Annotated in this window: 34 protein-coding genes; 26 read left to right on the top strand and 8 right to left on the bottom strand. The window is 38.3% G+C overall.

What is annotated here, in order from left to right; translation table 11 throughout:
• Positions 1-111: 111 nt before the first annotated feature.
• A complete protein-coding gene (locus A33I_RS06760) occupies positions 112-771 on the bottom strand; it encodes a hypothetical protein (protein ID WP_022627733.1) in 660 nt (219 codons plus the stop codon).
• Between the two features lie 273 nt (positions 772-1,044).
• Between A33I_RS06760 and A33I_RS06755 the strand changes: the two genes are divergently transcribed.
• The 5 genes from A33I_RS06755 to A33I_RS06735 all read left to right on the top strand — a co-directional run bounded on the left by A33I_RS06755 (position 1,045) and on the right by A33I_RS06735 (position 6,246).
• On the top strand, positions 1,045-2,169 hold the full coding sequence (locus A33I_RS06755; protein ID WP_022627732.1) for a sensor histidine kinase: 1,125 nt from the start codon (positions 1,045-1,047) through the stop codon (positions 2,167-2,169).
• A 1-nt stretch (position 2,170) separates the two neighbouring features.
• Positions 2,171-2,803, top strand: coding sequence for a response regulator (locus A33I_RS06750; RefSeq protein WP_022627731.1), 633 nt, complete (start codon positions 2,171-2,173; stop codon positions 2,801-2,803).
• A gap of 117 nt (positions 2,804-2,920) precedes the next feature.
• On the top strand, positions 2,921-3,853 hold the full coding sequence (locus A33I_RS06745; protein ID WP_022627730.1) for a daunorubicin resistance protein DrrA family ABC transporter ATP-binding protein: 933 nt from the start codon (positions 2,921-2,923) through the stop codon (positions 3,851-3,853).
• A gap of 10 nt (positions 3,854-3,863) precedes the next feature.
• Entirely contained in the window at positions 3,864-5,138 is a 1,275-nt protein-coding gene (locus tag A33I_RS06740; RefSeq protein WP_022627729.1) for an ABC transporter permease, read from the top strand.
• Position 5,139: 1 nt separating this feature from the next.
• Positions 5,140-6,246, top strand: a complete 1,107-nt coding sequence (locus tag A33I_RS06735; protein ID WP_022627728.1) for an ABC transporter permease — start codon at positions 5,140-5,142, stop codon at positions 6,244-6,246.
• A 280-nt stretch (positions 6,247-6,526) separates the two neighbouring features.
• Here A33I_RS06735 and A33I_RS21070 read toward each other — a convergent pair whose 3' ends face one another.
• The 3 genes from A33I_RS21070 to A33I_RS06725 form a co-directional block, all read right to left on the bottom strand.
• The gene (locus A33I_RS21070) at positions 6,527-6,691 is read right to left on the bottom strand and encodes a hypothetical protein (protein ID WP_012958966.1); all 165 of its coding nucleotides are present in this window, start codon (positions 6,689-6,691) and stop codon (positions 6,527-6,529) included.
• 76 nt (positions 6,692-6,767) lie between these two features.
• Entirely contained in the window at positions 6,768-7,400 is a 633-nt protein-coding gene (locus tag A33I_RS06730; protein ID WP_022627727.1) for a hypothetical protein, read from the bottom strand.
• Positions 7,397-7,792, bottom strand: coding sequence for a hypothetical protein (locus A33I_RS06725; RefSeq protein WP_022627726.1), 396 nt, complete (start codon positions 7,790-7,792; stop codon positions 7,397-7,399). The genes A33I_RS06730 and A33I_RS06725 overlap by 4 nt, the downstream gene beginning before the upstream one ends.
• Positions 7,793-7,914: 122 nt before the next feature.
• On the opposite strand from A33I_RS06725, the gene A33I_RS06720 reads away from it, so the two are divergent.
• Positions 7,915-8,742 (top strand): alpha/beta fold hydrolase, encoded by an 828-nt coding sequence (locus tag A33I_RS06720; RefSeq protein WP_022627725.1) that lies wholly within the window; start codon positions 7,915-7,917, stop codon positions 8,740-8,742.
• A 30-nt stretch (positions 8,743-8,772) separates the two neighbouring features.
• Positions 8,773-9,324 carry a DUF5412 family protein gene (locus A33I_RS06715; protein ID WP_022627724.1) on the top strand — a complete coding sequence of 184 codons (552 nt, stop codon included), beginning with the start codon at positions 8,773-8,775 and terminating at the stop codon, positions 9,322-9,324.
• Positions 9,325-9,483: 159 nt separating this feature from the next.
• Here A33I_RS06715 and A33I_RS06710 read toward each other — a convergent pair whose 3' ends face one another.
• Positions 9,484-10,725: a hemolysin family protein gene (locus tag A33I_RS06710; RefSeq protein ID WP_022627723.1), complete on the bottom strand. Its 1,242-nt coding sequence runs from the start codon at positions 10,723-10,725 to the stop codon at positions 9,484-9,486.
• 208 nt (positions 10,726-10,933) lie between these two features.
• On the opposite strand from A33I_RS06710, the gene A33I_RS06705 reads away from it, so the two are divergent.
• From A33I_RS06705 to A33I_RS06695, 3 genes are all read left to right on the top strand, one after another.
• Positions 10,934-12,391: a serine hydrolase domain-containing protein gene (locus tag A33I_RS06705; RefSeq protein WP_022627722.1), complete on the top strand. Its 1,458-nt coding sequence runs from the start codon at positions 10,934-10,936 to the stop codon at positions 12,389-12,391.
• A 102-nt stretch (positions 12,392-12,493) separates the two neighbouring features.
• Complete coding sequence (locus A33I_RS06700) at positions 12,494-12,685, top strand: hypothetical protein (RefSeq protein ID WP_022627721.1); 192 nt, start codon at positions 12,494-12,496, stop codon at positions 12,683-12,685.
• 186 nt (positions 12,686-12,871) lie between these two features.
• A complete protein-coding gene (locus A33I_RS06695; protein WP_022627720.1) occupies positions 12,872-14,242 on the top strand; it encodes a vWA domain-containing protein in 1,371 nt (456 codons plus the stop codon).
• Positions 14,243-14,283: 41 nt separating this feature from the next.
• Here the strand turns inward: A33I_RS06695 and A33I_RS06690 are convergent, their stop codons facing one another.
• Entirely contained in the window at positions 14,284-14,550 is a 267-nt protein-coding gene (locus A33I_RS06690; RefSeq protein ID WP_152976449.1) for a hypothetical protein, read from the bottom strand.
• A 28-nt stretch (positions 14,551-14,578) separates the two neighbouring features.
• Positions 14,579-14,797 (bottom strand): hypothetical protein, encoded by a 219-nt coding sequence (locus A33I_RS06685; RefSeq protein ID WP_022627718.1) that lies wholly within the window; start codon positions 14,795-14,797, stop codon positions 14,579-14,581.
• Between the two features lie 210 nt (positions 14,798-15,007).
• On the opposite strand from A33I_RS06685, the gene A33I_RS06680 reads away from it, so the two are divergent.
• From A33I_RS06680 to A33I_RS06650, 9 genes are all read left to right on the top strand, one after another.
• A complete protein-coding gene (locus tag A33I_RS06680) occupies positions 15,008-15,325 on the top strand; it encodes a hypothetical protein (RefSeq protein WP_022627717.1) in 318 nt (105 codons plus the stop codon).
• 12 nt (positions 15,326-15,337) lie between these two features.
• Complete coding sequence (locus A33I_RS06675; RefSeq protein ID WP_022627716.1) at positions 15,338-15,544, top strand: hypothetical protein; 207 nt, start codon at positions 15,338-15,340, stop codon at positions 15,542-15,544.
• Entirely contained in the window at positions 15,541-15,819 is a 279-nt protein-coding gene (locus tag A33I_RS06670; RefSeq protein ID WP_022627715.1) for a hypothetical protein, read from the top strand. The genes A33I_RS06675 and A33I_RS06670 overlap by 4 nt, the downstream gene beginning before the upstream one ends.
• 21 nt (positions 15,820-15,840) lie before the next feature.
• Entirely contained in the window at positions 15,841-15,990 is a 150-nt protein-coding gene (locus tag A33I_RS21065) for a hypothetical protein (protein ID WP_022627714.1), read from the top strand.
• A 33-nt stretch (positions 15,991-16,023) separates the two neighbouring features.
• Complete coding sequence (locus A33I_RS06665; protein ID WP_022627713.1) at positions 16,024-16,587, top strand: hypothetical protein; 564 nt, start codon at positions 16,024-16,026, stop codon at positions 16,585-16,587.
• A 419-nt stretch (positions 16,588-17,006) separates the two neighbouring features.
• Positions 17,007-17,732 (top strand): hypothetical protein, encoded by a 726-nt coding sequence (locus A33I_RS06660; protein ID WP_022627712.1) that lies wholly within the window; start codon positions 17,007-17,009, stop codon positions 17,730-17,732.
• Entirely contained in the window at positions 17,729-18,472 is a 744-nt protein-coding gene (locus A33I_RS06655; protein ID WP_022627711.1) for a hypothetical protein, read from the top strand. Before A33I_RS06660 ends, A33I_RS06655 begins: the two co-directional genes overlap by 4 nt.
• Before the next feature lie 26 nt (positions 18,473-18,498).
• Entirely contained in the window at positions 18,499-18,648 is a 150-nt protein-coding gene (locus A33I_RS20805; RefSeq protein WP_022627710.1) for a hypothetical protein, read from the top strand.
• Between the two features lie 38 nt (positions 18,649-18,686).
• Positions 18,687-19,226, top strand: a complete 540-nt coding sequence (locus A33I_RS06650; protein WP_022627709.1) for a GNAT family N-acetyltransferase — start codon at positions 18,687-18,689, stop codon at positions 19,224-19,226.
• A 37-nt stretch (positions 19,227-19,263) separates the two neighbouring features.
• On the opposite strand, the gene A33I_RS06645 is transcribed toward A33I_RS06650, so the two are convergent.
• On the bottom strand, positions 19,264-19,704 hold the full coding sequence (locus A33I_RS06645; protein ID WP_022627708.1) for an Lrp/AsnC family transcriptional regulator: 441 nt from the start codon (positions 19,702-19,704) through the stop codon (positions 19,264-19,266).
• Positions 19,705-19,824: 120 nt separating this feature from the next.
• Here A33I_RS06645 and A33I_RS06640 point away from each other — a divergent pair, with 120 nt between their 5' ends.
• From A33I_RS06640 to A33I_RS06610, 7 genes are all read left to right on the top strand, one after another.
• The gene (locus A33I_RS06640) at positions 19,825-20,232 is read left to right on the top strand and encodes a carboxymuconolactone decarboxylase family protein (RefSeq protein WP_022627707.1); all 408 of its coding nucleotides are present in this window, start codon (positions 19,825-19,827) and stop codon (positions 20,230-20,232) included.
• A 274-nt stretch (positions 20,233-20,506) separates the two neighbouring features.
• Positions 20,507-21,658 (top strand): serine hydrolase domain-containing protein, encoded by a 1,152-nt coding sequence (locus A33I_RS06635; RefSeq protein ID WP_022627706.1) that lies wholly within the window; start codon positions 20,507-20,509, stop codon positions 21,656-21,658.
• Positions 21,659-21,695: 37 nt separating this feature from the next.
• Positions 21,696-22,349 carry a hypothetical protein gene (locus A33I_RS06630; RefSeq protein WP_022627705.1) on the top strand — a complete coding sequence of 218 codons (654 nt, stop codon included), beginning with the start codon at positions 21,696-21,698 and terminating at the stop codon, positions 22,347-22,349.
• A 28-nt stretch (positions 22,350-22,377) separates the two neighbouring features.
• Positions 22,378-22,638 carry a hypothetical protein gene (locus tag A33I_RS06625; protein ID WP_022627704.1) on the top strand — a complete coding sequence of 87 codons (261 nt, stop codon included), beginning with the start codon at positions 22,378-22,380 and terminating at the stop codon, positions 22,636-22,638.
• A complete protein-coding gene (locus A33I_RS06620; protein WP_022627703.1) occupies positions 22,638-22,946 on the top strand; it encodes a hypothetical protein in 309 nt (102 codons plus the stop codon). Before A33I_RS06625 ends, A33I_RS06620 begins: the two co-directional genes overlap by 1 nt.
• Before the next feature lie 348 nt (positions 22,947-23,294).
• Positions 23,295-24,026, top strand: coding sequence for an SDR family NAD(P)-dependent oxidoreductase (locus tag A33I_RS06615; RefSeq protein ID WP_022627702.1), 732 nt, complete (start codon positions 23,295-23,297; stop codon positions 24,024-24,026).
• A 21-nt stretch (positions 24,027-24,047) separates the two neighbouring features.
• Positions 24,048-24,560, top strand: a complete 513-nt coding sequence (locus A33I_RS06610) for a PadR family transcriptional regulator (protein ID WP_022627701.1) — start codon at positions 24,048-24,050, stop codon at positions 24,558-24,560.
• The last annotated feature ends 115 nt before the right edge of the window (positions 24,561-24,675 follow it).

Genomic DNA, 24,675 nt, shown 5'->3' with positions numbered 1-24,675 from the left:
TTATAGTTGCAAATTGATTCAAAAGAACTAATAAGAAGAGAGGAGATAGGGTTGTTGTTAGTTATAAAGTATTGAGATGTTGAAGTTTAATAAGGGTAGTGAGGTAAAAAACTATTGAAATTCGGTGCTTCTTATTATTTTTAATATAATGTCATGTTCCAGGTCCGAATTTATTTCGCAACCACGTTCTTTATCAATACAATCTAAGGAGTAATAAAATTCAACACTTTTATTCGAGTTATTATCACTAATTAGTCCAAAGTATGTGTTTGCTTGATTGACTTTTGGATCTGTAATGATGGCTTTGGTACCTTCAAAAATTAATGAAGATGATCCATAGTAAATGGTAGTTTCACTTAAATTAATGGTTTCATAATTATCCTTATATGCATGGTTATTTAACATGGAATTTAATTTGATTTCAGTTAAATCAACTTCTTCATCTTTATAAGTCACTTTAAGAGATGGAGATATTCCATTAGTGGTTTCCTTGAGTATAGTTCCGAACCAATGTTCATAATGAGTGCCCTGCCTCCCATAAAACTCCGGCGGCTCACTAATCATCTGAAACTCATTTGGAAACAGCATCCGATATTGACCAGTTTTAGATTCGAATAAATGAAAATCTTCCTCGACATATTCCTCTACTATGAATTCTTTCGTAAATGAATCGTTTAAAGCAGTGGCCTCACTATTCATAAACCTTACTGTAAAATAACTCACTAATCCGAGTATTGCTACCATACTCAAAACTACTATACGTTTTTGCACATTAATCACACCTAATCTTAAAATTCGTAAATGAAATATATCTTTCTAAATTTACCATATAATCACAGGTGGGATAACAAGGTTAGTAGGTTCGTATGAAATTGCTCCATTTGAACTATGATTATAAGGAGAGGGGTAAAGGTGCTCCAAACTAGATGTTCACCCAATACATGGTTCTGTAAACCTTCCCCTCACACCCCCATCTCTGCTACAATTAACTGGTTAAAAAAGACATCTCTAAATAAATATCTAACATCAGAGAGGAGGGACACCATGCCTTCATACTGGTTATGGCTAGCTATACTAGGCATCTCTTGGACAGCGGCCATAATACACACATCCATAACTCCGCTGCACGTATTAGGAGCAGCGGCCTTTTTTGCCCTTTTCTTTTTATCTGCATTAGGTAAAAAAAGAAAAGCAATTTTTACTATCACCTTAGCTGCAGCAGCGATCGTTACGACGCTGACACTATGGCCGCAGCCGCCATCAGACCCAAATCCTTATACGCTCTTCATCTATTCACTTATTTTGGGGAAGGCTGTGCTGCATGTATCTAAATGGTATGCAGGAATGTTGGGTGTCCTCCTATTGGGCGTAACATTGGCACCAACGATGCTTGGGTATCCTTCTTTTTCAGCAATGTTTCTGATCCTTTATTTCAGCATGGTCGGGTTGGGCTTCATGGCTTTCTATCATTATTACAACAGCCACAAAGAGGTTACTGCACGAAATGAAGCTCTTTTAAGTGAATACCGTAAAGTAAAACGACAGGTAGCTGCAAGCGAGCACCTTGCAAGGCAGGAGGAACGTACGCAGATTGCTCGTGATATCCATGATTCGGTTGGGCATAAATTAACGGCCCTTTTAATGCAGATCGAAGTCTCAAGGCTTAAAGCTGACGTGCAGACTGCATCCGATTTGCTAAAGCTAAAGGAACTAGCAAAGGAAAGTTTAGAGGAAACAAGAAGTGCAGTTAAAACATTAAAACAAGATGAGGTCGGCGGGATATCTGCGATTATGAATTTAATCAGAAAACTTGAAGCAGAGAATTTTTTACGGATTCAATTTTCGTTAAAACCAGGTGCCACTTCAGCCACTCTTTCAAACGAGCAAATGATCACCGTTTATCGAGTCATTCAAGAAGCACTGACAAATATGATGCGCCACAGTGGCGGCCGTGAAGTGAGTATTACGTTTGAAGCACCAGCCGGGGAGGTATTCCGCTTTGAAGTCACGAATCCATTAAAGGAAGAAAGACCTTATACAGAAGGGTTTGGACTGAAATCGATGCGAGAGAGAGTAGAGAATGTTTCAGGACAGCTTGAAATCTATCAAGGAAATCGTCAATTTGTTGTACGCGGCACATTGCCGATTCAAGACAGGAAGGAGGGGTAAGATGGTACGTATTTTATTAGCAGAAGATCAGGGGATGGTCAGACAAGGATTGAAAATGATGATTGAAACAGATCCTGAGTTAAAGGTGACGGGTGAGGCTGCGAACGGGAAAGAGGCAGTCGCCTTATGTGAAAGCCAGTATTTTGATGTCATCATCCTAGATATCCGTATGCCTGTAATGGACGGACTAGAAGCAGCACGGATTATGCATTCTCGCTGGCCTGAACGAAAGGTATTAATCTTGACGACCTTTAATGATGATGAATACGCACTTGAGGCGCTGCGTAACGGGGCTCGCGGCTATATGCTGAAAGATGCTGATGCGATTGAGTTAATCCGGGCGATCAGGAGTTGTTTATCAGGCGGGCTATCAATCGAGGAGCATGTTGCAGCAAAAGTGATGCCACGATTAATGAAGAAAACAAATGATGCCGTGGTAGACCCAGCTATTACCCCAAGAGAGTTAGCGATTATGAAGCTTGTAGGCGAAGGGCTTAGCAATAAAGAGATCTCAGAAGAGCTTTCATTATCTGTCGGCACGATCAAAAATCATATTAGTACGATTCTTGATAAATTAAACTTACGTGACCGCACACAGCTGGCCATTTATGCAATCCGCCACAATGTCGTGTAGAAAAAGTGACTCAAGTCATAGGTAGATACATAAGTGATGACTGAAGACAGTGTGCGCACTGTCTTTTCGTTTATATACTATTTGATAGATGGAAGTTTTGTGTGGGAGGGATGAAGCATGCTTGAGACAGAAGCATTGAAAAAAGTATTTAAAACAAAGCCTGCAGTAGACGGGGTGAGCTTGTATTTAGATAAAGGGGAGTCAGTCGGCCTGCTAGGACCGAACGGGGCAGGTAAATCAACGACGATTTCCATGATTTCTACGTTAGTTAAACCAACGTCAGGTGAGGTGTATTTGCACGGGGAAAGTGTGATTAAGAATCCGAGTAAAATGAGAAATGTGTTAGGCATCGTACCGCAGGAAATTGCGTTATACACCGAGCTTACGGCATATGAAAACCTTAAGTTTTTCGGCAGGCTATACGGTTTAAAAGGAAAAACCTTAGACAAGAGAATCCAAGAGGTGCTTGAGATTGTAGGACTAGAAGGAAGACAAAAGGAGATTGTCAAAACATATTCTGGCGGGATGCAGCGCAGGATTAATATGGCCGCTGCGATGCTGCATGAACCAGAGATTCTTATTATGGATGAACCTACTGTCGGGATCGACCCTCAATCTCGCAGTCATATTCTAGAAACCGTACGTCATCTAAATGAAGAGAAAGGTCTGACTGTGCTCTACACTAGCCACTACATGGAAGAAGTGGAGAGGCTGTGTGACCGCGTCTACATTATGGATCACGGCCGGGTCATGGCGAGCGGCACAAAAGAGGAATTAAAAAGCATATTATCCGGAGAAGAAACAATACTTCTTGAACTTGATAAACCATATCCAACTCTCACAGCTGAGTTGAAAACGCATGACAGCATCCGGCAGACGATCGAAACAGAGAAAGGCCTTAAATTAATTGTCCCTAAAGGAAGCAGGCTTTTAGCAACGATTTTCCAAGAAGCAGAAAAACATCAAGCACACATTTTGAATGTAAACGTTCAAGTCCCTACCTTAGAAGATGTTTTCTTACACTTAACGGGCAGAAAGCTAAGAGACTAGGGGGGATATGATGGGTACATTTTTGAAAAAAGATATTCTCGTGCTGATCCGCGATCGAAGTGAATTAATTGTCCTGCTTGCCATGCCGTTTATCCTTTTAACAATTCTCGGCTTTGCATTAAGAGGGCTGCTTGGCGGAGATATGGAAGCCTTGCACATGAACGTAGCCATTGTGCAAAATGATCATGAAGAAGAGGGGATCGCACAGTTTATTGAAGATCTTAAGGCGAGCGGACTGCCTGATGAGGCAGTAGAAACGTTAGGAGCAACAGCTGTTGAAGTCAGTCCGATTCCAATGCTTCATCAGATGTTTTCAAGTGAAGAAGTGAAAGAAATAATCGAGATCACCGAGCTAAGCGAAGCTGCTGCAAAACAGCAATTAAAAGAAGGCAGCGTTGATGCAATCATTGCTATACCAAATAATTTCACATACCGTATTTTAAACAAAATAATAATAAACCAAGACAGCGGAAGTGAATTAGAAATCACTGTAAATGAATACTCAATGAAAACAAATGTGCTTGAACATTTGATGGAAAGCTTTCTTGATACCTTGAATTTTGAGACGGCCGTTGCACAAGCAGCGGGGGAGAGTGGTGCCGCAGAAATCAGTGAAGCAGAGCCGTTCGAGGTTGGAGGGGTGGAAACCATTACGGCAAAGGAACCGATATCTTCTTTTCAGTACTACACAATTGGAATGGCAGTCATGTTTGTTCTATTTGTAGGCTCAACCATTTCAAGTAAGGCGTTTGTAGAAAAGAAACAGCATGTTTTTCACCGAATTATGCTCTCAGGTACATCACCAATGGCTTATTTAAGTGGAAAAGCAATCGCAGCCACAGTCATATCATTCTTGCAGCTTGTGATTTTATTTAGTTTATCATCCTTATTATTCCAATCCTTTTCCTTTGAATCAGTGGAATTTTGGGCAGGCATGGGATTAATATCATTATTGCTTTCTCTATGTGTTGGAGGGTTTGCCGCATTATTAACTGCTCTTTCAACTAAATGGGATACAGACAGTGTGTCATACGTATTTGCTGGAGGACTTGTAACGATCCTTGCCTTTGCAGGAGGAAGCTTTTTCCCGACCACAGGAATGCCTGAAATTGTTAGTGAAATTGGAAACTGGACGCCGAACGGGGCAGCATTAACGGCTTACTTGCAGTGGATGCAAGGACTTGGAATGGTGGCTGTTTGGCCGCTTTTACTCCGGATCATAATAATCACTGTTGTGTTATTAGCGCTCAGTGTTCTTGTGTTTCCAAAAAGGAGGTCCGTGTAGGATGAAATCTGTCTTTTTACTTCAATGGCAAAGGTTTAGAAGATCTCCTATGTTAGTGCTTTCTTTCTTTGTCTTAACGATCATCTTTGTTGCGTTTATCGCAGGATTTTCCTCGGGCGATCACCAGCTAACAATCTCTACTTTTGCTGATGACTCTTTAACTGAAGAAGAAAAAGTAGCTTGGATCACGACTTTAAATGAATCCGATGCTTATGAGTTTGTTTGGGTAAAAGAAGATACAGCCAAACAATCTGTATCATTAGGAGAAGAAAGTCTGGCACTTAAGCTTTTACCAGATGACTACAGGATTGTCATAGCAACGGAAGATCCTTCACGATTTGCAATTGAAACTTATCTACAAAAGGTTTACCGAGAAGAACTACGCTTGCAGCAGTTAGATTCATCCCTTGAAAATAAGGAGTTTCGATCAGACGTTATTGAATACATGCAGGAGCCTGCGTTACAAGTGAAAACGTCAGCATTAGGAGGGGACCAGTCTTCTTCTAATCAATTTGAGCAAGTGCATGCTTTAGTTGGAATGACTTTATTCTTTGTCATTTATACGATTATCTATAGTTTAATGAATGTAGTAGATGAAAAGCAGCTTGGAACGTGGGATCGTTTAATCATATCACCGATTAAAAAGTGGCAGGTGTATCTTGGCCACTTAGCATTCAGCTTTGTGATCGGATATTTACAAATCATCCTAATATTTATCCTGTTTATCTTTGGATTTGGTTTTGATTTAGGGGATCGAATAGGGACCATCCTGTTTGTCATTGCATGCTACACATTTACAATCGTAGCAGTAGGAATTTTATTAATTGGCCTTTCAAAATCATCACAGCAGTTAAACGCAATTATACCCATCGTAGCAAGCGGGATGGCGATGCTTGGCGGAGCATATTGGCCAATCGAAGCGGTAACAAACGATATCCTGTTAACTTTATCAAAAGGCATGCCGATTCTGTATGGAATGGAAGCATTGAAAGGTGCAGCTCTTTATGACCGAGGAATCGTCGCTCTCGCTGAACCAATCTCTTTCTTGTTGCTCATAGGTGTCTTATGTATGGGAGTAGGAATGAATTTGATAGAAAGACGGGGGTAGTACCGGTGGCTAGGAAGAAGCATTTTCCAAATATTTGCTCCGTTTGTTTATGAAAATGCTTATTTCGTTTAAAAGTTAGCAAATTCGTTTTATAAAATGCTGCTTTTGTTTAAATGTACTTGTCAGTTGTTTATATAATGAAAGTGCTGTCCATTGTGGGCAGCACTTTTTTAACTGGCTCAGCAAACGGCCCAATTATGCGAGCAACCCGCGCAATAAACTAACAAACCAACACATAAACAGCCTGAAATCATACAATCCCAGGCTGCAGCTTCTAATTTCACTCTTCCGTCACGCGGTTTTTAAATGCTTCTTTTGTAGACAAATATCCTTCTTCTTCAGGTGTTTTAGTATCCGTATTCTTAGCCTGTACGTTTTCGCTGCCTTCAGGAAAGGCACCCGGATGACCTTTTCGCTTATGATTATGGCTTTTACCAGTGGACATGTTGAAAACCTCCTTCACATATATGTGAGTAGTTTCTTCAACAAGAGGAAGAATTATGCATAAGTAAATGTACTGCTTACTCTATATCTTCCTCAATCTTCATTTTTAGCAGCAACACCGTCGAATGTTTTTTTACCATCTGTTCTAGATCTTCGTCATTTTCAAAATTAAAGCCTGAGATCGAGCCATTAGAAGACTGTCTATAAGCAGCTAAAAGAACGGTTTCACCCAGCTCCACATTTTCCGCTTTGTCTTCAGATACGGCATAATCCCACGTACTCGCCACCCCAGGCTCAGCTTGAAGTTTCTCTTCAATTGATGAGGGAATAATACTGACTCCTGGCGCGTAAAGGAAGATAAGAGGATCCTCTGTATTCGGATTGATCAACCCAAAACCTAGTGGACCTTCTGATTTGTCTGAAGGATGACTGCCATACGAAAGGTATGTGAGCGGCTCAGGATCTAATTCACCCATATGATATCTCTCCACCCAAAGGTTCACCCATCTCTTATCAGCATCAGGTACATAAAGTTCAAAATCAAATAAGATTCCTAGATGCATCGCTTCAAACGCCTCTACATAATTAGAATTTGGCGCTGCTTTGATTGTCGGATTGTTATTAGATTGAAACACTGCAGTTGAGCATCCCGCAGAAAAAAGTGTTAGCAAGCCCGCTATACATAGAGCAGTGATCTTCTTACGACTCATTTTGATGAGCTCCTCTCGGAAATGTAGATTGTTGTTTTTTCTTTTTTATATCGATTATATGCTGTAAAAAGGCTAATCAGAAATACTCCCCAGAGGATTGGGCTTGTGACACTGATTCCTCTTTCTGATGTCCCGCCAAGAATAGCAAGCAAAGCTAACAAACCGAAAAAAACAGCGCTTGTTACGATAATAAACATCAATTCCTGCTTAGCAGACTGAAAAACAGGTTTACCTTTAGTCCGGAAAATCACACTAAGCAAAATAGAAAAAACTACGCCTAAGGCAGCCACTGTCATACTAACTGGAACAGCAGGGAAAAAGTCTATGACCAGCATTAAAATGAAGAATCCAGCCCCTGAAAATTGTGTTGCAAGATATAACCGATTACTCATCACGATTCTCCTTTTGACTGAACATTCATTCCTTTATATTACCACTAAATGTATAATATAGGTTATAGCTAACTGAGAAAATGTGGTATTTATGTTAAAGCACGCAATAAGGAGAGGAAATTATGGGTATTTGTCCTGTTTCAAAAGGTACAATTCATTATAAGGAGGAAGGGGAAGGAACTCCTATCTTAATTCTACATCCTTTAGGTACTGACTATCGCTCTATGTATCTATGGTTAGAACCACTGTTCAAAAGAAGTACTGGGTTTCAACGAATTTATATAGATCTCCCAGGACACGGTAAAAGCATCGCCTCTCATCATATAAAGACAACCGATGACATGCTTCAAAATATACTTGAATTTATTAATATGAAGCTGGGTAATCAACTATTTTCTCTGATTGGCTGCTCTTTTGGAGGATATATCGCACAAGGAATTTTAGATCATAATATCAATCATGTTCAAAGTTTATGTCTACTAGCACCCGTTTTGCACCTAAAAGAAAGAAATCTTCCAATGCAAAAAATGGTTTCAGATCGTACAGACGAATCTATTATTAAGCAATGGAATGCAGATGTGAAGAATGCTTATAACTCTTTAATCACGTATCAAAACAATGTAAACGCACAACGATTTATAGACGAAATACAACCTGGAAGAATGCTTATAAATAAAGACGTCATAAATACTGAGTGGAAAGAGAATCATTATTTATTTTCTAAAATACCTCTAACAAAGGTTAAAAGGGCAATGCACAACGTATTAATCATTGTCGGGAAGCAAGACCATATTTGTGGGTATAGGGACCAATTTAAGTTAATGGATAAATTTCAGCATGCTTCATTTATGGCAATCGACAAAGCAGGTCATATGCTCCATATAGAGAAGCGTGACTTCGTTCTGCAAATGATTGAAGAGTGGTTACGAGGAATCCACAACAAAGACTAACTAGTCAGTTGATATTTTTAGGAGGCAAGCATGCTCATTTTATTCACCATTTTCACTTTACTAACAACGTTTACTTTATTTTTACTTTTAACTGTACAATTCATTTATTCTCGAGTTAAAAGTAAGGCTTTTCCGAAAAAAAATTTTATAGCAACGTTAACAGGAGTGGTCTTGCTTTTCTCTATCTATATACATAGGGTTTACTTTTTTTCATTTGATCGAATAAATGATGAATATACTCAAAAAGGACCTGGACCGATCATTTCTCCCTCTGAAAAATATAGTGTAAACGCATATTATGAACCATATGGAGGGGCTGTAGGTGGTGTGAATGTATGGGTTGAAAAGACTAATCATGAAGAAAATAAGACCAATATTGTTTATTATGCTGATGCGAAAAGCGATTTTTCAATGCAATGGAAGGATGAAAAAACTCTTTCTATCATAAATGATGAACCTGACTATCCAGGATCAGACCGAAGTATCACGTTAAACATTGAAAAAGAGATTTATCACGAAAATGGGTGGGCATGTAAAAGTATATTAATGAAGAATACATATGAACGCTGCTATCAGGATTAAGGGAATGATTATTCAAACTAATTTATATAAAACTGGAGTCACTTCAGTGAAAATGCTGAGAGATTATCTATATAACTTATAATTATTAAACAGTTTGGCATGAATTCTCTGGAAAAAAGGTGCTGTCATCTATTTTAGATAGCACCTTTATCGTTTGAACTACTCAAGCTGTGTTTTAAGCTTTTTAGTTACTCTTACTTGGACTATCTTATTGTCGTTCATTTCTCTAACTTCAAAATGTAGATGATGGAATTCAAACGTTTCCCCTTCATTAGGAATATGACCGAGTTCTTTGTAAATAAAACCGGAGATTGTATCATATTCTTCTGGAACTTTTGCTTTAAATATTTCATTAAAACGCCGAATCGTTAGTTTACCATTGCATGTAATATGCGTGTCGGTTAATTCCTGTATTAACACTTCTCCCGCATCATCAGTCTCATCTTCAATGTCTTGCCCTATCATTGCTTCTATAATATCTTCATGACTAATGATCCCAGTCGTACCGCCGTATTCATCAATCACAATAGCTAAGTGCTTTTTTTCTTTCAGCATCATTTTGAACACTCTCTCGATGGATATAAATTCTGTAACAAAAAGAGGGGAGTTATCCATAAAATCTTTTATTTCCATCGAAGGATTTAATGACCACTTAAGCAAAAGCTTAGAATGAAACACCCCAACAATATTATCCATATTATCTTTATATATTGGGTACCTGGTATAATTACTTTCCATGACTATTTGTCTCGCATCTTCAAAAGTCACATCGCAAGGAAGTCCGTCAATTTCTGTTCGAGGGGTTTTAAGTGCATCTCGAACATCCTTTGTATAAAAATCAATTGCTCCCTTAATTCGTTGAGATTCCTCTTTAACAAAAGTCCCTTCTGTTAAGGCAATGTCAACCATGGTTTTGATTTCTTCTTTAGAAAATCCGTTTTCTTCATTGTTCCCCTTTGAAAGAATGTTAATGACGATATTTGTAAATTTTGATAATAGATAAATGAGTGGTTTAAATAATACTATTAACACCCTAATGACTGGAGCGACGATATAAGCAATTCTTGTTGAAAAAGTGGCAGCGACCGATTTTGGCAGTACTTCTGCAAAAATAATGAGTACGACGGTTAAGATTCCAGTAGCTATACCAATATTAATTCCATACTCAATAGCAATAATGGTAACAAGAGTAGGGAGCATAATGTTTGAAATATTATTACCTATTAGGATGCCTGTGATAAATTGATCCGGTTTAGTTATTAACTCTAAAAGCTTTTGAGCTTTTATATCATTATTTTCTGCTCTTGATTGGACTCTTGTTTTATTAACTGCTGTTAATGCCGTTTCACTGCCAGATAAGAAAAATGACATAAATAAAAAAAAGACTAATGCGATAAACACTGTGAACACCTCCGTTATCCATACTTATTCTTCCCTATCATTGGAAGATAAAAACTCTTTAAAAATAACTCTGCAAAAGACCCCTCATAAGCTCCTCATATTCAGAATCTCCTCCTAGAGACGTACCTTAGAAACGACCTCAGCATGATGATGTAATTTACATAAAATGGTTTAATTAAACAAAGGTGAAAATGGAGGGGGGGAATGAATGAATGTAAAGATCAGAAAATGGTGTTTACTGTACTTCGCCATTTGTTTATTAGCATTTTTTAATGGGCAGGCATTTGCTGAACAGGAGTTAGATGCGTTAGATGATTATCTTCATACATTCATAGAAGAACATCGAATCCCTGGAGCCTCAATAGCTCTAACGAATGAAGAAGGAATCTACTATACAAAAACATGGGGAATAACAGGAGAAAGCGAGGAAGAGATAACTAACGAGACGCCTTTTACCATAGGATCCATCAGTAAATCACTAACGGGGTTAGCCGTGATGAAATTAGTGGATGACGGGGAGATTGAACTGAATGACCCTATTACCCTCCATCTTCCTTGGTTTACCATGCTAGACGACCCAGCTCGCCAAATCACAATCAAGCAAGCATTAATTCACACAAGCGGGATTAGTACCTATGATGGGCTAGCATTATCTGATCAGGAAGAAATGACAGTCAATCCAATTAAAGCTCGTGTAAAACAATTGGCCAATGTACAACTTACTGCATTTCCCGGAGACAAACATCAATATAGTAATGCCAACTATCTCATTCTTGGAGCTCTTATTGAAGAGGTGACGAATCAACCTTTTGCTGAGTATATGGCTGAAAGTGTATTTGCGCCCCTAGGAATGCATGCTGCCGCAGCTGACTTCAACACTGCTGAAAAAAATGGATACTTATCAGGCTATCAATCTTGGTTTGGCATACCAGTTAAAAGTCCACTCAAGTATGATCACGGAGGGGCACCCTATGGCTATATGACCGCTAGTACCATCGATATGGTTGAATTTATAACCTTTCTACAGCAAACTGACCACAAATTTATAAGGGAAGAAGCTATTGAATTATACAATTACCCACATGTACAGACAGGGGAAGATCGATATTATGGGTTAGGCATTAGAGTATCAAATCCTGATACGTATGAAGAGATGATCTGGCATTCTGGTTCCACACCGAATTCACGCTCAGAATTATTCTTCTTGCCTGATACAGGATGGGGCGGAGTCATCCTTACAAACAAGAATCACTTTTTAGAGGAGGCTTCTTTGCTTAATTTAAGGAACGGAATTATTCGTATTCTAAATGGAGAGCAACCAGAGCCAGTAAATCCACCGTTTCAAATCATTCCGGTTCTTATCTCAGCTCTGAATCTTATCGTTTTTTTCGTGCTTACCTATAGCTTGGTAAAGATAAAAAAAGATGAAATAAAAAACATCCTTACCTGGCGTATAGCAGGTATTTTACAATTACTCATAGCTATTGCATTATTTCCTATGCTCACCGAGTTGGTTGGTGTACCCTGGCATACGGTTAAAGCTTTTGCTCCTGATTTCGCTTTTTTTATATACATGTTCTTTCTTCTTTTATTACTAAACTCATTTATACACATTTTCTATTCGATTAAGAAACCTCTAGAAACCTTTAATCTGAGAGGTTTTTAATGATAGTTAAAAATACAATTTCACTAAAAACAATATGGTATTTAATGTTAAAGTGCTAAGATAAAACTAACTCATTTAAGCTTACAAAGGAGAGGGTAACCAATGGATCCATTGCTAGCATTTATGTTGCTTTTCTTTTTCGGCGGATGGCTGGTTCTTATTTTAATAAAAAAGAAAATAGATAAGAGGGAAAGTTCAAATCCTGAACCTGTAGTTAGATGGATAATGGCGGTAACTGGCTGGGGAGTGATCAGTCTTTTTTTAGTATCATGGTGGTTTAATAAAACGATGTAACATTCTCAAACTTTTGATCTAGGATTTTTTTGTATAGATAGGAGCATTCTCCCGTCTTTTCATCGAAGTTTGTCGAATGTATTCGGATTGGCATGAAGATTTGGTATGATCTACGGTGGAAAGTGACTGCTAATCAGTGTGTAGTTTTCACACTTGTTGGCGCGGATATAGGAGGCACAATATAGAATGAAAAAAATAGTATGGATTACGGCAGCTGCGTGCATGTTAGCAGCCTGCTCAACGGAATCATCTGAAACACAAACGGACGAAGTGCAAGATATAGCTGTAGAAAATGAGGAGAGTGAACCATTAGAAGAAGGAACGACCGATAAAAGTATTCAAAAAACAAACGATTATTCATTTAATCAACCTGAAGTCCCTTATGTCCCAGAGTCTATGGAGGATGTGCTCACATACCCTGTGGGTGAATTTGCCCTTGTTGATCCTTCAGAGTCTGAAGAATTCCAAGACGTACTGGCAGAACTCCCTATCCTCGGAGAAGAAGCCACATCAGAAGAAATTCGTACATACATCATTCACTTGTCAACGTTAACATCACCAGCGTATCCCGACCCTCGCTTATTAGCGAATCGCTGGGAGCAATTAAGTTTCTTAGCCCCAAATGAAGAGGGAGAGTTAGGTCCAGAAGAAAAGGAATTGAATGTCGAGATTTTACTCGATGCAAGCGGCAGCATGAGAGATCAAGTCGATGGGATTGATAAAATGACTCTTGCACGAGAAGCGATTCAAGGGTTTGTAGAAGAGCTGCCTGACCAAGCAAATGTGGCGCTTCGAGTCTATGGACACGTAGGAGAAAGTCCTGAGAAGTCATGTGAAGGTATTGACCGTGTGTATGATCTTCAACCATATGATGAGAGCAGCTTCACGAGCGCGATCGATGGGGTGATGGCTAATGGCTGGACGCCTCTTGCAAAGGCAATCGAGGTGACAAGTGACGATTATCGAAATGGTTCAGAAGATGCAACAAATATGGTGCTAGTTGTAAGTGATGGGATGGATACGTGCGGAGGTGATCCTGTACAGGCAGTAAAAGATCTAAGTGAACTCGATGTGACACCGCTTATTTCGATCATTGGTTTCGATGTGCCTGCAAACGAGCAGCAGCAGCTAAGAGAAATGGCACAAGCTTCTGGCAGTGCGTTTGCTACGGTAAATGATCAAGCACAGTTAAGAGCGGAACTCGACCGAAGTGCCGAACTCGCAAAAGCATGGATGATGTTTCAAACCGACGCTAGAGTAGAAATTGAGGCAACACGTACCGAACAAGCTGTCGAAATTATGGATGAACGAGTTAAATGGCGCCTTTTAACTCAGGACGAACGTTTATACATGGTAGATCTAGTTAAATACCTTAATGATATCGATAAAGTCGCTCCAGTTCATACAATTGAAATATGGGATATTTTACTCGAAAGACAACAAGCTGCCTATGATATCGGTGAAGAAGTGTATGATGAACTGTATAACGCAAATGAAGAAAATAGAGAGCAGATGAGAGAAAAAATTGACGAGCTGGTCAATGAAAAGACAGAGTAATGAATGATAAAATAAAAAAGCTCATACTCTGAGCTTTTTTATTATGCATTTTGACGGCTTTTCGGAATCAACAACGTAAGAAAGACTCCTAAAAGTATAAATACAGCTGAACCTATGATTACTTTCGGTGGAGAAATCTCGTAGAAGCTTGGGTCTAGAATAATGGTTATATGATGAGGATCATTATGCTTCTCCGGTAAGGTCCATACCGACCACCAATATCCAGCAGCTGAGTGATGACTTGAAACGTACAACCATATTAAAAAGCCTAATACAGCAAACAAATAACCGATTATTTTACGATTCACAGCACTCACATTCTCACCTCAGCTCCTTTTATTTAGTAGCAGTAAGCTTCCGACTAATCTTTGAAAGCAGTCTAATCATTTCTGCTATTCCTAATAACAGCAGTCCCGCCACTAAACTCCCTACACTTACTAGCAAAATCAATCCGTCACTTGATGTATCAAACTGAACCTGAGCATAAACCCCGAAAAAGATTGCGCACAAAGCAGTGAAGTACAATAGAAGGGCGATTGTATTTACATTTTTCAAAAAACACCTCATTAAGAAATATTAGATATTTGGTTTATTAAGATCGTTATACCTTTCATTCGACATCAGTAAGTTAGTTAACCATTAGTCATGAACCAACCCTCACAAAAATAAAATGGAATGATCAGGTTTATTTTACCATATTTAGATCCCAATTAAGGGAATTTATGCTATATTAATAGAATCGTTAAGGGGCAGGTGAAGTATTTTATGGAAAAGGTACCAGAGAAAAGCATCGATATTCAAAATAAAAAAAGGCTTGAGCTCATTGCATTCATCACAGGCATTCTTTGCTTCAGTCTGGTTTTCATTCCTTTTACCAGAATCACGATGACAGGTCATGCGTGGGGGGATACGATTTCTATTACCCTTATGTTCATTGGGGTTACGTTATCAAGCATCTTGCTGAAAAAATATGGCCGCAGCCCGTTATTGATCTTTTCCATCATTCTATCTTTATCATTTCCAATCTACTTAGTTATTCTTTTCGTTGCATTATTTACGGGTTTGATTGAATTCGGACCTTAAGAGGGGAAACGTATGAAAATTTATTCCTTTTTCGTAGGTGTTATCTTTGTTTCTTGGGTGATCCTCTCCTTCTTATACCCAGAACCAAGCTGGTGGTCGATTTTCTCATCAGATCGATCGACTCACACGCCGATGGTTGAACAAGTATCACTCGTAAAAGTGACAATTGTTGCTTTTATTATTGCCGTTCCTATCCTTTTAAGGAGGCTTGGAAAATGAAGAAAACACAACTAAGTACAATCCTTTATGTATGCTCATTGATCCCTGTTATTTCAAACACCATGATCTATTATGTTTATAGAGGACCAACTATTGATATTTATTTTGTGATCTTAACATATGGGGTGCTTGCTGCTCTTGGAATCGCATTCGCTTCAGTTTCTTGGTATTTGAAGAGACGTCATTTATTATTTATCTTCAGCCTGCTGGGTAATGGCTTTTTTGTGGTTATAGCTGCATTATTACTGCTAGCTATGGGGATCAGTGAACCGTAATGAATAAGAAGGAGGATTTGAATGTTTAGAGTCGTAGATGGATTTAAAAATAGTTTTCTCGATCTATTTTCAATGGGAAAAGGGTTTCTTTATGGATTTGTCATGATCGGGTTGTTCATTGTGATTGGAACGACTCTAATATATGGAACGATATTGTTGTACAATCTATAATTTTAACAATTAAATAAGGCAGGAGTCGTTGTCGTGATTAAGTTTTTAATGTATGTCGTGATTTTCTTTGTTATTGGTTATAACTATGCAATTATTACAAAAGGTACTATATTTGATCATTTTTTAATTATGCTTTTAAGCTTGTTTGTATTCATATTCTTAGTTGAATGGTTATTTAGCATGATTAGAAAAAGAAAAATTCGGAATCAGAACAGTCAAATAGAAGAAAATGCAGAGAATGGAAAAGAGCAATCATTAGAAGATTTAATGCAAGAATTAAAAACAGAATTTAATAAGACATGGGAAATCCCATATAAAGACTACCAAATAAAAGTCGTCAATAAATATAATGAAGAACAGTTATATATAAACGATAAGCTTGTTGACTCTAGAAAGCGAACGTCTTGGTATTCATTTCTCATCCCCTTCCAGTCACTTAAGGCACCCATTGAAGTTGATCATCAACCGATGGACATCAAGGTGAAGTTAGGCGGCTTAGTAAGCTTGCAATGCAAAGTGTATATTAATAAAGAGTTAGTTTTCAAAGAGAAAATTAAGTACGACTGGTTAAGAGATAATATCAAAGAAAAGGATTGAGCATGAAATAAAAGGGATACCACTTACATACTTTACTACTAAGGTAAATCTTTCTTCCTACTAATGTTAAGCAATCCTTGTCGCTCCCTGGATTGGGGGGACGCTTTCCGCAGGCTTGCGCTGAACTAACGGCTTTGCCAGTGGATTTCAGCCTGCCCTCTAATCCTGCAGGAGTCGGCCGCCCACTCCCGTCCGCTTTAGTTTCATTTCTGGCTTAAGGCTTCTTCTCCTCTTAAGAATTCCAAACAACCCTTCAATAACTTACTACAATTTGTAAAAGGACTTCCGTTCCACTTTCCAACTTTTAAATCCTTTCCTTAAATCTATTTCCTTTTATTCCAACGTTTAGTAATCTATGTTACCATCGTAAATGTGTCTTTTTTTGGCACAGTCATTATTGCTTAGTTGGAGGGATATTTTTGGAGGTTTCACTTTACGTACCGATGAATGTGATTGATCTCATTGGTACGGTTTTATCGTGGGGAATTTTTATTTATTTCATTTATTATTTTTATCAAAAACAAAACAAGGCACTAAAGCTTTGGAAGGCATGTCTTGCCGCGTTTGTAGGGGTTATCAGCTTTAACATTAATACAACGATGTTGAACACCGATCTCAGTCTGCCTATTTTACCTATCGGTGTATGGCTGCTGCTTTGGTATGCCTCAACGAGAAAAAATGGCGCATGGGAGAGGTATCGTCCATTTGCCTGGCTTGGATTTTTAAGTAATTATGTAACGATTGTCGTTATGATTTTATCACTAGCAATACATAATTTGATTTACCCGAAAGATGATCTGACAACATTTATAGCTAACTATGAACATGCTGAATTGATGGCAACCCATCCCTCGGCAGATGAGGTTACGTTAGATATTGAGAGCTTAGAACGACAAATCCCTATGTTTGAGGAATCATCATTAATAGATTTGAGCTGGTACGAAGAAATAGCCTATGGGGAACGATCAGAACAAAACGAGCAATTTCCATACATGCTTACGGGCACAAATACGAAATGGGGAAGCGGACTGCCTGCAATACTATATGTGGAGAGAGATGGAAAAGGTATTTTAATTGAGTTGCCCGACGAGCAGAGATATTTCCGAGCGGATGACTCCGTGTTGAAGGGCGGGGGAATCGAATGATGAAGAAACTATGGATCTCACTTAGTGCCATCATAGCTATGGTCATTGTAGCTAGTGTATATTATAACTACTTTTCAAACCCGTCGGAGTTTTTATCAGAAGATGAAATGATCGACATCATAAATGAACCACAATATGGTTTTGACTCATTGGAGATTCTAGATACGATCTACTTAGATGATACACATGTGTTTGTACCATTTGCACAGGATCAAATTTACGGAACTAGCTTTTGGATATGGGAGAAACGTAATTGGGAAATGAAAGGATTTAATACAATGTCAGATCCATATTTATGGAAGCTTGATCCTAACGACCCGAACACCTTCTATGTTACCTGGAATCTTGATCCAGCCAATGACCTTTCACAAATCGATTTGTACCTCATGAATCGCAGGGGATTTAGATCAAGTGACTATTATCAAACAAATACCTATACACCCGGAGTCCAGCTGCAGCATCAGATTGAAACTAATCTTGATGAGGCATCTTACGGTGTAGAACGCCTGCCAGAAGAGTGGATAGCTTTTCTTGATTCGTATATAGAAGTTGAAGACGCCAAAAGCACAGATGACTTTTTCTCACAACACTTTCACGTAAGCAGCCTAAGCTATGGCTGGATTCCTCGTAATGAGCACGGCGTATTAAACGACCTCAACCTACAAAATGGTTATTCCAGCAGATCTGGAAGGTTTTATGGAGAAAGTATCTTCTCGATAAGTGAGGATGAATTGGAGTAAAACATTTCTTGAAAGGAGAATAATTGATGGATATGGTAGGAAGTTTGCTGATTAGTTTATTCATGTATATATGGTTTGGTGCATTGGCCGTTGTTGTGATAGCTGTCGGTGTTTACACAGGAATGCAAATGCATGTAAAAAAAGAGGAGAAGAAAAGAGCTAAGAAGAATCAATAAATAGTACATGCAGCTTGACATTGCAGGAGGATGATCAGATGAACACGGCCCCGACAATACATGGAGAGAATGTTCTTTTACGACAGCCAATTGAAAGTGATTTAAGGGATTACATGAATGTTGAAGAAGACAACGAGCTGAAAAAAATGTATGGCATTGAAGCAGTGGATATCACACCAAAAACCTTTGAAAGAGCGAAACGATTTATTGAAGCCATTGCTAATAATCAATGGGAATGGTGTGTTGTTTATCAGAACCGTTTTGTTGGCCAGGCAAGATTGACGGTTAATCAAACAGACAACCGTGCGCGCTATGCTGTTGGGCTGTTTGATCCTTCTGTATGGAATAAGGGGTTAGGAACAGAGGTAACGAACCTCGTTTTAGAATTTGCTTTTAAAACACTTAACTTACATAGAGTAGACCTACGAGTGCTTGAATATAATGTTCGCGCCATTCGATGCTATGAAAAATGCGGGTTTATAAAAGAAGGAATAGAACGTGAAGGCGCACTTATAAATGGAAAATATGAAACGGATCTCTTTATGAGTATCTTAGATCGCGAATATGAAGAAAAGTAAAAGAAGAGTTCACTTAAGTAAGTGGACTCTTCTTTTATTACTCATCTTTTACCTTAACTTCCGTTGGTACTTCAGAAAATATAAAATGCGTCACTGTGCGGGCATAGGGATTTACGTTTTCAATGAATTGTTCAGCATCTTGAAAGCTAGCAAAATGCAGCTTCATCATATAGCAAGCCTGACCTGCAATGCGGTAACAAAACTCTACATTTGAAAGAGACTGAATATAACGTTTAAAAGCATCATAATCTCCATTTTTAACCGTTGCCTCAATCATGCACTGAATAGGTTGTCCTAATCTTTCAAAGTCAAGATTAACGGTATAACCCTTAATAACCCCAAATGATTCCATTTGCCTTACGCGTTCTGTGACTGATGGGGATGAGAGGTTCACTCGTCTTCCAAGCTCGCTCATTGACAGGCGACTGTCCAGCTTTAATTCATCTAAAATCCTCCGATCAATCTCGTCAATTTTCATTTGAAGTAAACCTCCACTAACTCATTAAATTGCAAAAATTAATTAAAATAATACGTTCATAGTTTAATGTGAATCGACATCTTAACTTATTATAATGAATCATACAAGGAGGAGATCATTATGGCAAGGATTACAGAATCAAATACAGGATGCACACCGTTTGAACGGCTGTTAGGACATAACCCCGATGTGATGAAGGCATGGTCACAGTTAGGACGTGTGTTAGAACGTGAAGCAACCCTTTCTGCCCAATTAAAAGAGCAAGTCAGAAGAACATTAGCACAGGGCAACGGGTGTGAGTATTGTAAGGCAAAGGGAAAGCCGGACAATGTTCATTGCGATGAAAAAACATCCGTTGCAGTCGCGTTAGCTGAAGTATTTTTAAAGCAAAAAGGTACAATCTCAGATCCGCAGTTTCAAATACTCGAAGAATTTTTTACAGCAGGAGAAATAAGCGAACTGTTTGCATTTATTTCGTTTACGACCGCATCACAATATTTTGGAGCAATGATGATGTTGGAAGGTTGATGACTATTACTTAGAATACTCGGAACTAGTAGTAAGTGAAGCACCTTATTATATATTTTTAGATACAAATGGGGTAGTTTTTGAAACAAATGATGAACGAGAGGCAAGGAAATTTTCTATTGAACATATTCAATTCATTTAAATTGATATGCAAGCTAAGAGTAAATTGCTCTTAGCTTTTTTTGGATTAAGATGAAACCAATTTAGCAAATCCTTCGTAAAGGTATAAATTAGAAATAAAGTAAAATTTAATACCTTCAAGGAAGGAGCTGCGATGAAACGAATACATAATGTTTTAGTGTACACATTACTGCTTTTGTTCCTTGCTGGATGCATAGAAACTCAAACCTCCTCATTACCAACTTCAGAAGATTTACCAGCTGAAGCAGTGAAAACGCAAATAGACAAAGAAAGAGATTATTATCCTACGCAAAATTGGAAGATGAAATCTCCTGCTGAACTTGGTTTAAACGAGAATGTGCTAGAAGAATTAATTGAAGAAGTCCGTCAAGAAGATGTGTACAGCATGCTGTTAATCAAAGACGGCTATCTAGCTGAAGAATATTACAAATCGATCACCTTTAATGATTCAAGAACTCCTATCAATTCGATTGCAAAAAGTATCACCTCTTCGTTAATTGGCATAGCAATCGACCAAGGCTATATTGAGGGAATCGATCAGAAAGCCTCAGACTTCATCCCAGAAATACTTGAGCAAGAAGACATTCGTAAACATGAATGGACAATTGAGCATTTTATAACTTTAACAGATGGATTGTATTGGCCGGAGACAACCCGATGGAATGATATCATGTTCCCATTAGAGTCTAGTGATAACTGGGTGGATTTCATTATTTCTCGTGAGCTGGTAAATGATCCTGGAACTCAATTTAACTATAATACAGGGGCCTCTCATTTATTGTCTGTCATACTTGAAAGAGCTTCAGGTCAGTCAACAAAGCATTTTGCTGATAAGCATTTGTTTTCGCCGCTAGGCATTGGGACAATGGATTATTTCTGGGATATTGATTCAAATGGTTATTATACAGGTGGATATAAAATGGAAATGGTTCCAGCTGACCTCGCAAAAATCGGCTATTTATTTTTAAATGGAGGCAGGTGGGATGGAGTTCAGATCATCCCTTTAGAATGGGTGGACGCCTCAACCAGTTATCACACCACAACTGAATTAAATGAAGCAGGCTTTGGAGATTATGGGTATCAGTGGTGGGTCAAGACGCTGCAACTTGATTCAGGCGAATTAATTCATAGCTATTACGGGTCTGGCGCCTTTGGACAGAAACTGATCGTCATTCCTCATTTCGATTTTACAGCTGTATTTACAAGCAACTTGCCAAACGATTCGTATGGTCTGTATTTTGAACAAATTACGGAGCAATTTTTATTAAAGTTATTTGAAGAGTGATCGTACATATTTGAAACTAAAAGAAAGGAGAAGTTGAATGAAGCCTTTAAAAAGTACGAACCGTATGCTTATTCTCGTCGTATCTGCGTTAATTGTTTCAACGTTCATTTTTGTTGCGATGATTCGCTTGACTCCAGATACAGTGGCTCATGTAGATGAAGATCAGATCGCAATGGGCGTGGCAGCTACCCAGATTCTTTTACATGAAGAACAGCTTTCTTCTTATTTTGATCAACAAGTATATCTACCTCATATGTACAGCTATCCTCTAGGAATGATCTGGACTGCAGACAAAGAGATGAATGATGAGTTAACTGCTCCTAAAAATGCAATTATTGTGTACATTAACGATGCTATAGATGAACCTTTTATTAATGAAACTGAGCGTGAGTTCTTGATAGAAAATGGGGACTTTCTTTATCTCAATCATTTAAATGAAGAGGATGCTACAATCGTTATTCATATATCTGAATTTGATCCTAACCTCCCACTAAATGGAGAGAGCATTGAACTGGCTGGCACATCTGTAAAACATCAGCTAATTGAACAGGATAACCATAATATTAATAGACTAAGTTTCCAAGAATCTGGTATGGTTTATGATATAGATTTCCATTTGCTCGATTATAATTCCCGCGAGGAAGCCATTCATATGGTCGAAGCATTTGTTAAAAAAGTGACAACTAAGTAGAGAGAAACATAATAGAGGAGTGATTAATGTGACAAAGATATTTGAAGCAACGTATGAAGGACGTCAAATACGAGTGGAAAATAGCTGGTTTAACGGGGAAAAGCTGTATGTAGATGGGAAATTACAAGATCAGAACCTAGGTCTTGCTTTAAGGTCAACGTTACAAGGCCAGTTAAAAGCAGCAAACGGGGAAGTTAAAACGATTAAAGTAACTCTTGGCGGAACTGTAAAAATTCAATGCAAAATCTTTGTTGATCACAATTTAGTCTATCCTGAGGAACAGAAGTAATGGCAGACTGGCTAAATGTAGGGAGCCTCGTGCTTGGACTGACTGCGTGGTTTCTGCCCGTAATCAGTATTATGCGTGATAAAAGAAAGCCAAATAAAAATTGGGCTAGTTATTCGATCATGAGTTTAAGCGCGTGTGCCATCGCCCTTTTTTGTCAAATCCTGTATAGCTATCATCTTGTTAGAATTGAAGATATAAGTGCCATTTATGATACAGCTGGTGGTGTCGTGGTTGCTGCTACGGTGCTGCTTATCATCACATTTATATTAAATATAGTTAATGTGAGAATAAACCGCATTAAGGGGTAGATAATTGGCGCAATTAGTCAGGAAGTAGAGACAATTAAGCTTTTAACTGACGCATACTTGAAATGAATAGGCGCAATTGAGTTACATAAACGCATATCAACATTTAACTGACGCATTAAACCAATAGACCAGAGAAATAACGCTCTCAAGCAACGCAATTAACCTCTCAATAGGTGCAATCAACAAACCTAAAAAGAGCTGACACGCATCAGCTCTTTTTCTAATGCAAAACATGCTGATCCTTCAAGACTATTCCTTTGAATATCTAGTAGAGCTAACGTATACTATACTTATACTTTGCGCAAAGTAATTTTAACAAAGTAAAATAGACGTCCAGGGGGATTAAAAATGAGAGTAAAAGATAAAGTAGCGATTGTAACAGGTGGAGCATCAGGAATTGGAAAAGAGATTGTACGATTATTTCAACAGGAAGGTGCAACGGTAATTGCTGCTGATATCAATGAAGTAGCCTTAAAAGAAGTGGCAAAATGGGATCTTGTCCACGCGAAGGTACTTGATGTGTCTTCTGAAGAATCTTGGTCAGCACTCGCTTCGACGGTAGAGGATGAATTTGGTAGAATAGATATATTAGTTAATAATGCGGGTATCTCAAGTGAAAAGCCTTTAGAAGAAATTTCAATTAATGATTGGGATATAATGATGCGTATTAACAGCTTTGGTCCATTTGCAGGGATTAAGCACGTGGCACCTATTATGGAAAAACAAAAAACAGGATCAATCGTAAACATCTCTAGTTATACAGCTCAAATCGGACTCGGGTTGAATGCATATTCCGCTTCAAAAGGGGCGGTGAGAGCCTTATCTAAGGCAGCAGCTACTCACTACGGCCGCCAAGGAGTACGAGTAAATGCCATTTTCCCAGGAGTGATTGAAACACCGATGACCCAAGCGTTGCAATCATCAAGTCAAATGTTGAACCAGCTTATTCAAGCAACACCACTAGGCAGATTAGGAACACCAGAAGACATTGCTAATACCGTTCTATTCTTATCTTCTGATGAGTCATCCTATATTACAGGAGCTGAAATTGTAATTGACGGAGGTTTCTCTGCTCAATAATTTAAATAAGGGAATGTTCTTATGTCCATGCAAATTCTAGTGTTGGCTACACTTAAAAAGAAGCCGAATCACCCATATGAAATCAAACAAACGCTTTATAAAGATGGATGGAATAAATTAATCCTGATTACAGATGGCAACCTCTATCAAGCGATTCGAACGTTAACTAAATTAGAATGCATTCGTGAAGTGAAATCGGAAAAAGAGAATAATCGACCCAACCGCACGATTTATGAAATTACTCCAACTGGGGAAAAACATCTACAAGCATCTATTGTATCAGTATTTGAAAAGCAGCAAACAGACGCAAGAACCCTTTATCCAGCTCTCGCTTATATTGAGCATGCAGATAAATCAAACGTGCTGCAGCATATTGGAAGATGGATGAATGAATTAAGTGAAGAGTTGAATCAGCGCAAAGAGTACAATGATAAAATCAATCAATTGATTCAAGAGCATTATTATGAACAATTAGAGCTGCAGTACAATTGGTTGAAGCGAGTAAATGAGGTTCTAAGAGAGGAAGATTCTTAAATTAAATTAAATTAACAGGTAAATTAGTCACTCTTAAAGAAGCAACCGATAAAGATCTAGATGAGCTTTATTATTTGAAGTACGAAGAAACGTTTTCACAAGAAGAAATAAGCGT

The sequence above is a fragment of the Alkalihalophilus marmarensis DSM 21297 genome (assembly GCF_000474275.2).
In the GTDB taxonomy this organism is placed as follows: domain Bacteria; phylum Bacillota; class Bacilli; order Bacillales; family Bacillaceae_D; genus Alkalihalophilus; species Alkalihalophilus marmarensis.
Note: the sequence above shows the minus strand (reverse complement) of the source record. Positions and strands in the feature narration are given on the sequence as shown.

Excerpts from the sequence above, each read along its gene's own strand:
- A33I_RS06755 (WP_022627732.1), top strand. The coding sequence starts at position 1,045 with ATGCCTTCATACTGGTTATGGCTAGCTATACTAGGCATCTCTTGGACA.
- A33I_RS06750 (WP_022627731.1), top strand. The coding sequence starts at position 2,171 with ATGGTACGTATTTTATTAGCAGAAGATCAGGGGATGGTCAGACAAGGA.
- A33I_RS06745 (WP_022627730.1), top strand. The coding sequence starts at position 2,921 with ATGCTTGAGACAGAAGCATTGAAAAAAGTATTTAAAACAAAGCCTGCA.
- A33I_RS06740 (WP_022627729.1), top strand. The coding sequence starts at position 3,864 with ATGGGTACATTTTTGAAAAAAGATATTCTCGTGCTGATCCGCGATCGA.
- A33I_RS06735 (WP_022627728.1), top strand. The coding sequence starts at position 5,140 with ATGAAATCTGTCTTTTTACTTCAATGGCAAAGGTTTAGAAGATCTCCT.
- A33I_RS21070 (WP_012958966.1), bottom strand. The coding sequence starts at position 6,691 with ATGTCCACTGGTAAAAGCCATAATCATAAGCGAAAAGGTCATCCGGGT.
- A33I_RS06730 (WP_022627727.1), bottom strand. The coding sequence starts at position 7,400 with ATGAGTCGTAAGAAGATCACTGCTCTATGTATAGCGGGCTTGCTAACA.
- A33I_RS06725 (WP_022627726.1), bottom strand. The coding sequence starts at position 7,792 with ATGAGTAATCGGTTATATCTTGCAACACAATTTTCAGGGGCTGGATTC.
- A33I_RS06720 (WP_022627725.1), top strand. The coding sequence starts at position 7,915 with ATGGGTATTTGTCCTGTTTCAAAAGGTACAATTCATTATAAGGAGGAA.
- A33I_RS06715 (WP_022627724.1), top strand. The coding sequence starts at position 8,773 with ATGCTCATTTTATTCACCATTTTCACTTTACTAACAACGTTTACTTTA.
- A33I_RS06705 (WP_022627722.1), top strand. The coding sequence starts at position 10,934 with ATGAATGTAAAGATCAGAAAATGGTGTTTACTGTACTTCGCCATTTGT.
- A33I_RS06700 (WP_022627721.1), top strand. The coding sequence starts at position 12,494 with ATGGATCCATTGCTAGCATTTATGTTGCTTTTCTTTTTCGGCGGATGG.
- A33I_RS06695 (WP_022627720.1), top strand. The coding sequence starts at position 12,872 with ATGAAAAAAATAGTATGGATTACGGCAGCTGCGTGCATGTTAGCAGCC.
- A33I_RS06680 (WP_022627717.1), top strand. The coding sequence starts at position 15,008 with ATGGAAAAGGTACCAGAGAAAAGCATCGATATTCAAAATAAAAAAAGG.
- A33I_RS06675 (WP_022627716.1), top strand. The coding sequence starts at position 15,338 with ATGAAAATTTATTCCTTTTTCGTAGGTGTTATCTTTGTTTCTTGGGTG.
- A33I_RS06670 (WP_022627715.1), top strand. The coding sequence starts at position 15,541 with ATGAAGAAAACACAACTAAGTACAATCCTTTATGTATGCTCATTGATC.
- A33I_RS21065 (WP_022627714.1), top strand. The coding sequence starts at position 15,841 with ATGTTTAGAGTCGTAGATGGATTTAAAAATAGTTTTCTCGATCTATTT.
- A33I_RS06655 (WP_022627711.1), top strand. The coding sequence starts at position 17,729 with ATGATGAAGAAACTATGGATCTCACTTAGTGCCATCATAGCTATGGTC.
- A33I_RS20805 (WP_022627710.1), top strand. The coding sequence starts at position 18,499 with ATGGATATGGTAGGAAGTTTGCTGATTAGTTTATTCATGTATATATGG.
- A33I_RS06650 (WP_022627709.1), top strand. The coding sequence starts at position 18,687 with ATGAACACGGCCCCGACAATACATGGAGAGAATGTTCTTTTACGACAG.
- A33I_RS06645 (WP_022627708.1), bottom strand. The coding sequence starts at position 19,704 with ATGAAAATTGACGAGATTGATCGGAGGATTTTAGATGAATTAAAGCTG.
- A33I_RS06640 (WP_022627707.1), top strand. The coding sequence starts at position 19,825 with ATGGCAAGGATTACAGAATCAAATACAGGATGCACACCGTTTGAACGG.
- A33I_RS06635 (WP_022627706.1), top strand. The coding sequence starts at position 20,507 with ATGAAACGAATACATAATGTTTTAGTGTACACATTACTGCTTTTGTTC.
- A33I_RS06630 (WP_022627705.1), top strand. The coding sequence starts at position 21,696 with ATGAAGCCTTTAAAAAGTACGAACCGTATGCTTATTCTCGTCGTATCT.
- A33I_RS06620 (WP_022627703.1), top strand. The coding sequence starts at position 22,638 with ATGGCAGACTGGCTAAATGTAGGGAGCCTCGTGCTTGGACTGACTGCG.
- A33I_RS06615 (WP_022627702.1), top strand. The coding sequence starts at position 23,295 with ATGAGAGTAAAAGATAAAGTAGCGATTGTAACAGGTGGAGCATCAGGA.
- A33I_RS06610 (WP_022627701.1), top strand. The coding sequence starts at position 24,048 with ATGTCCATGCAAATTCTAGTGTTGGCTACACTTAAAAAGAAGCCGAAT.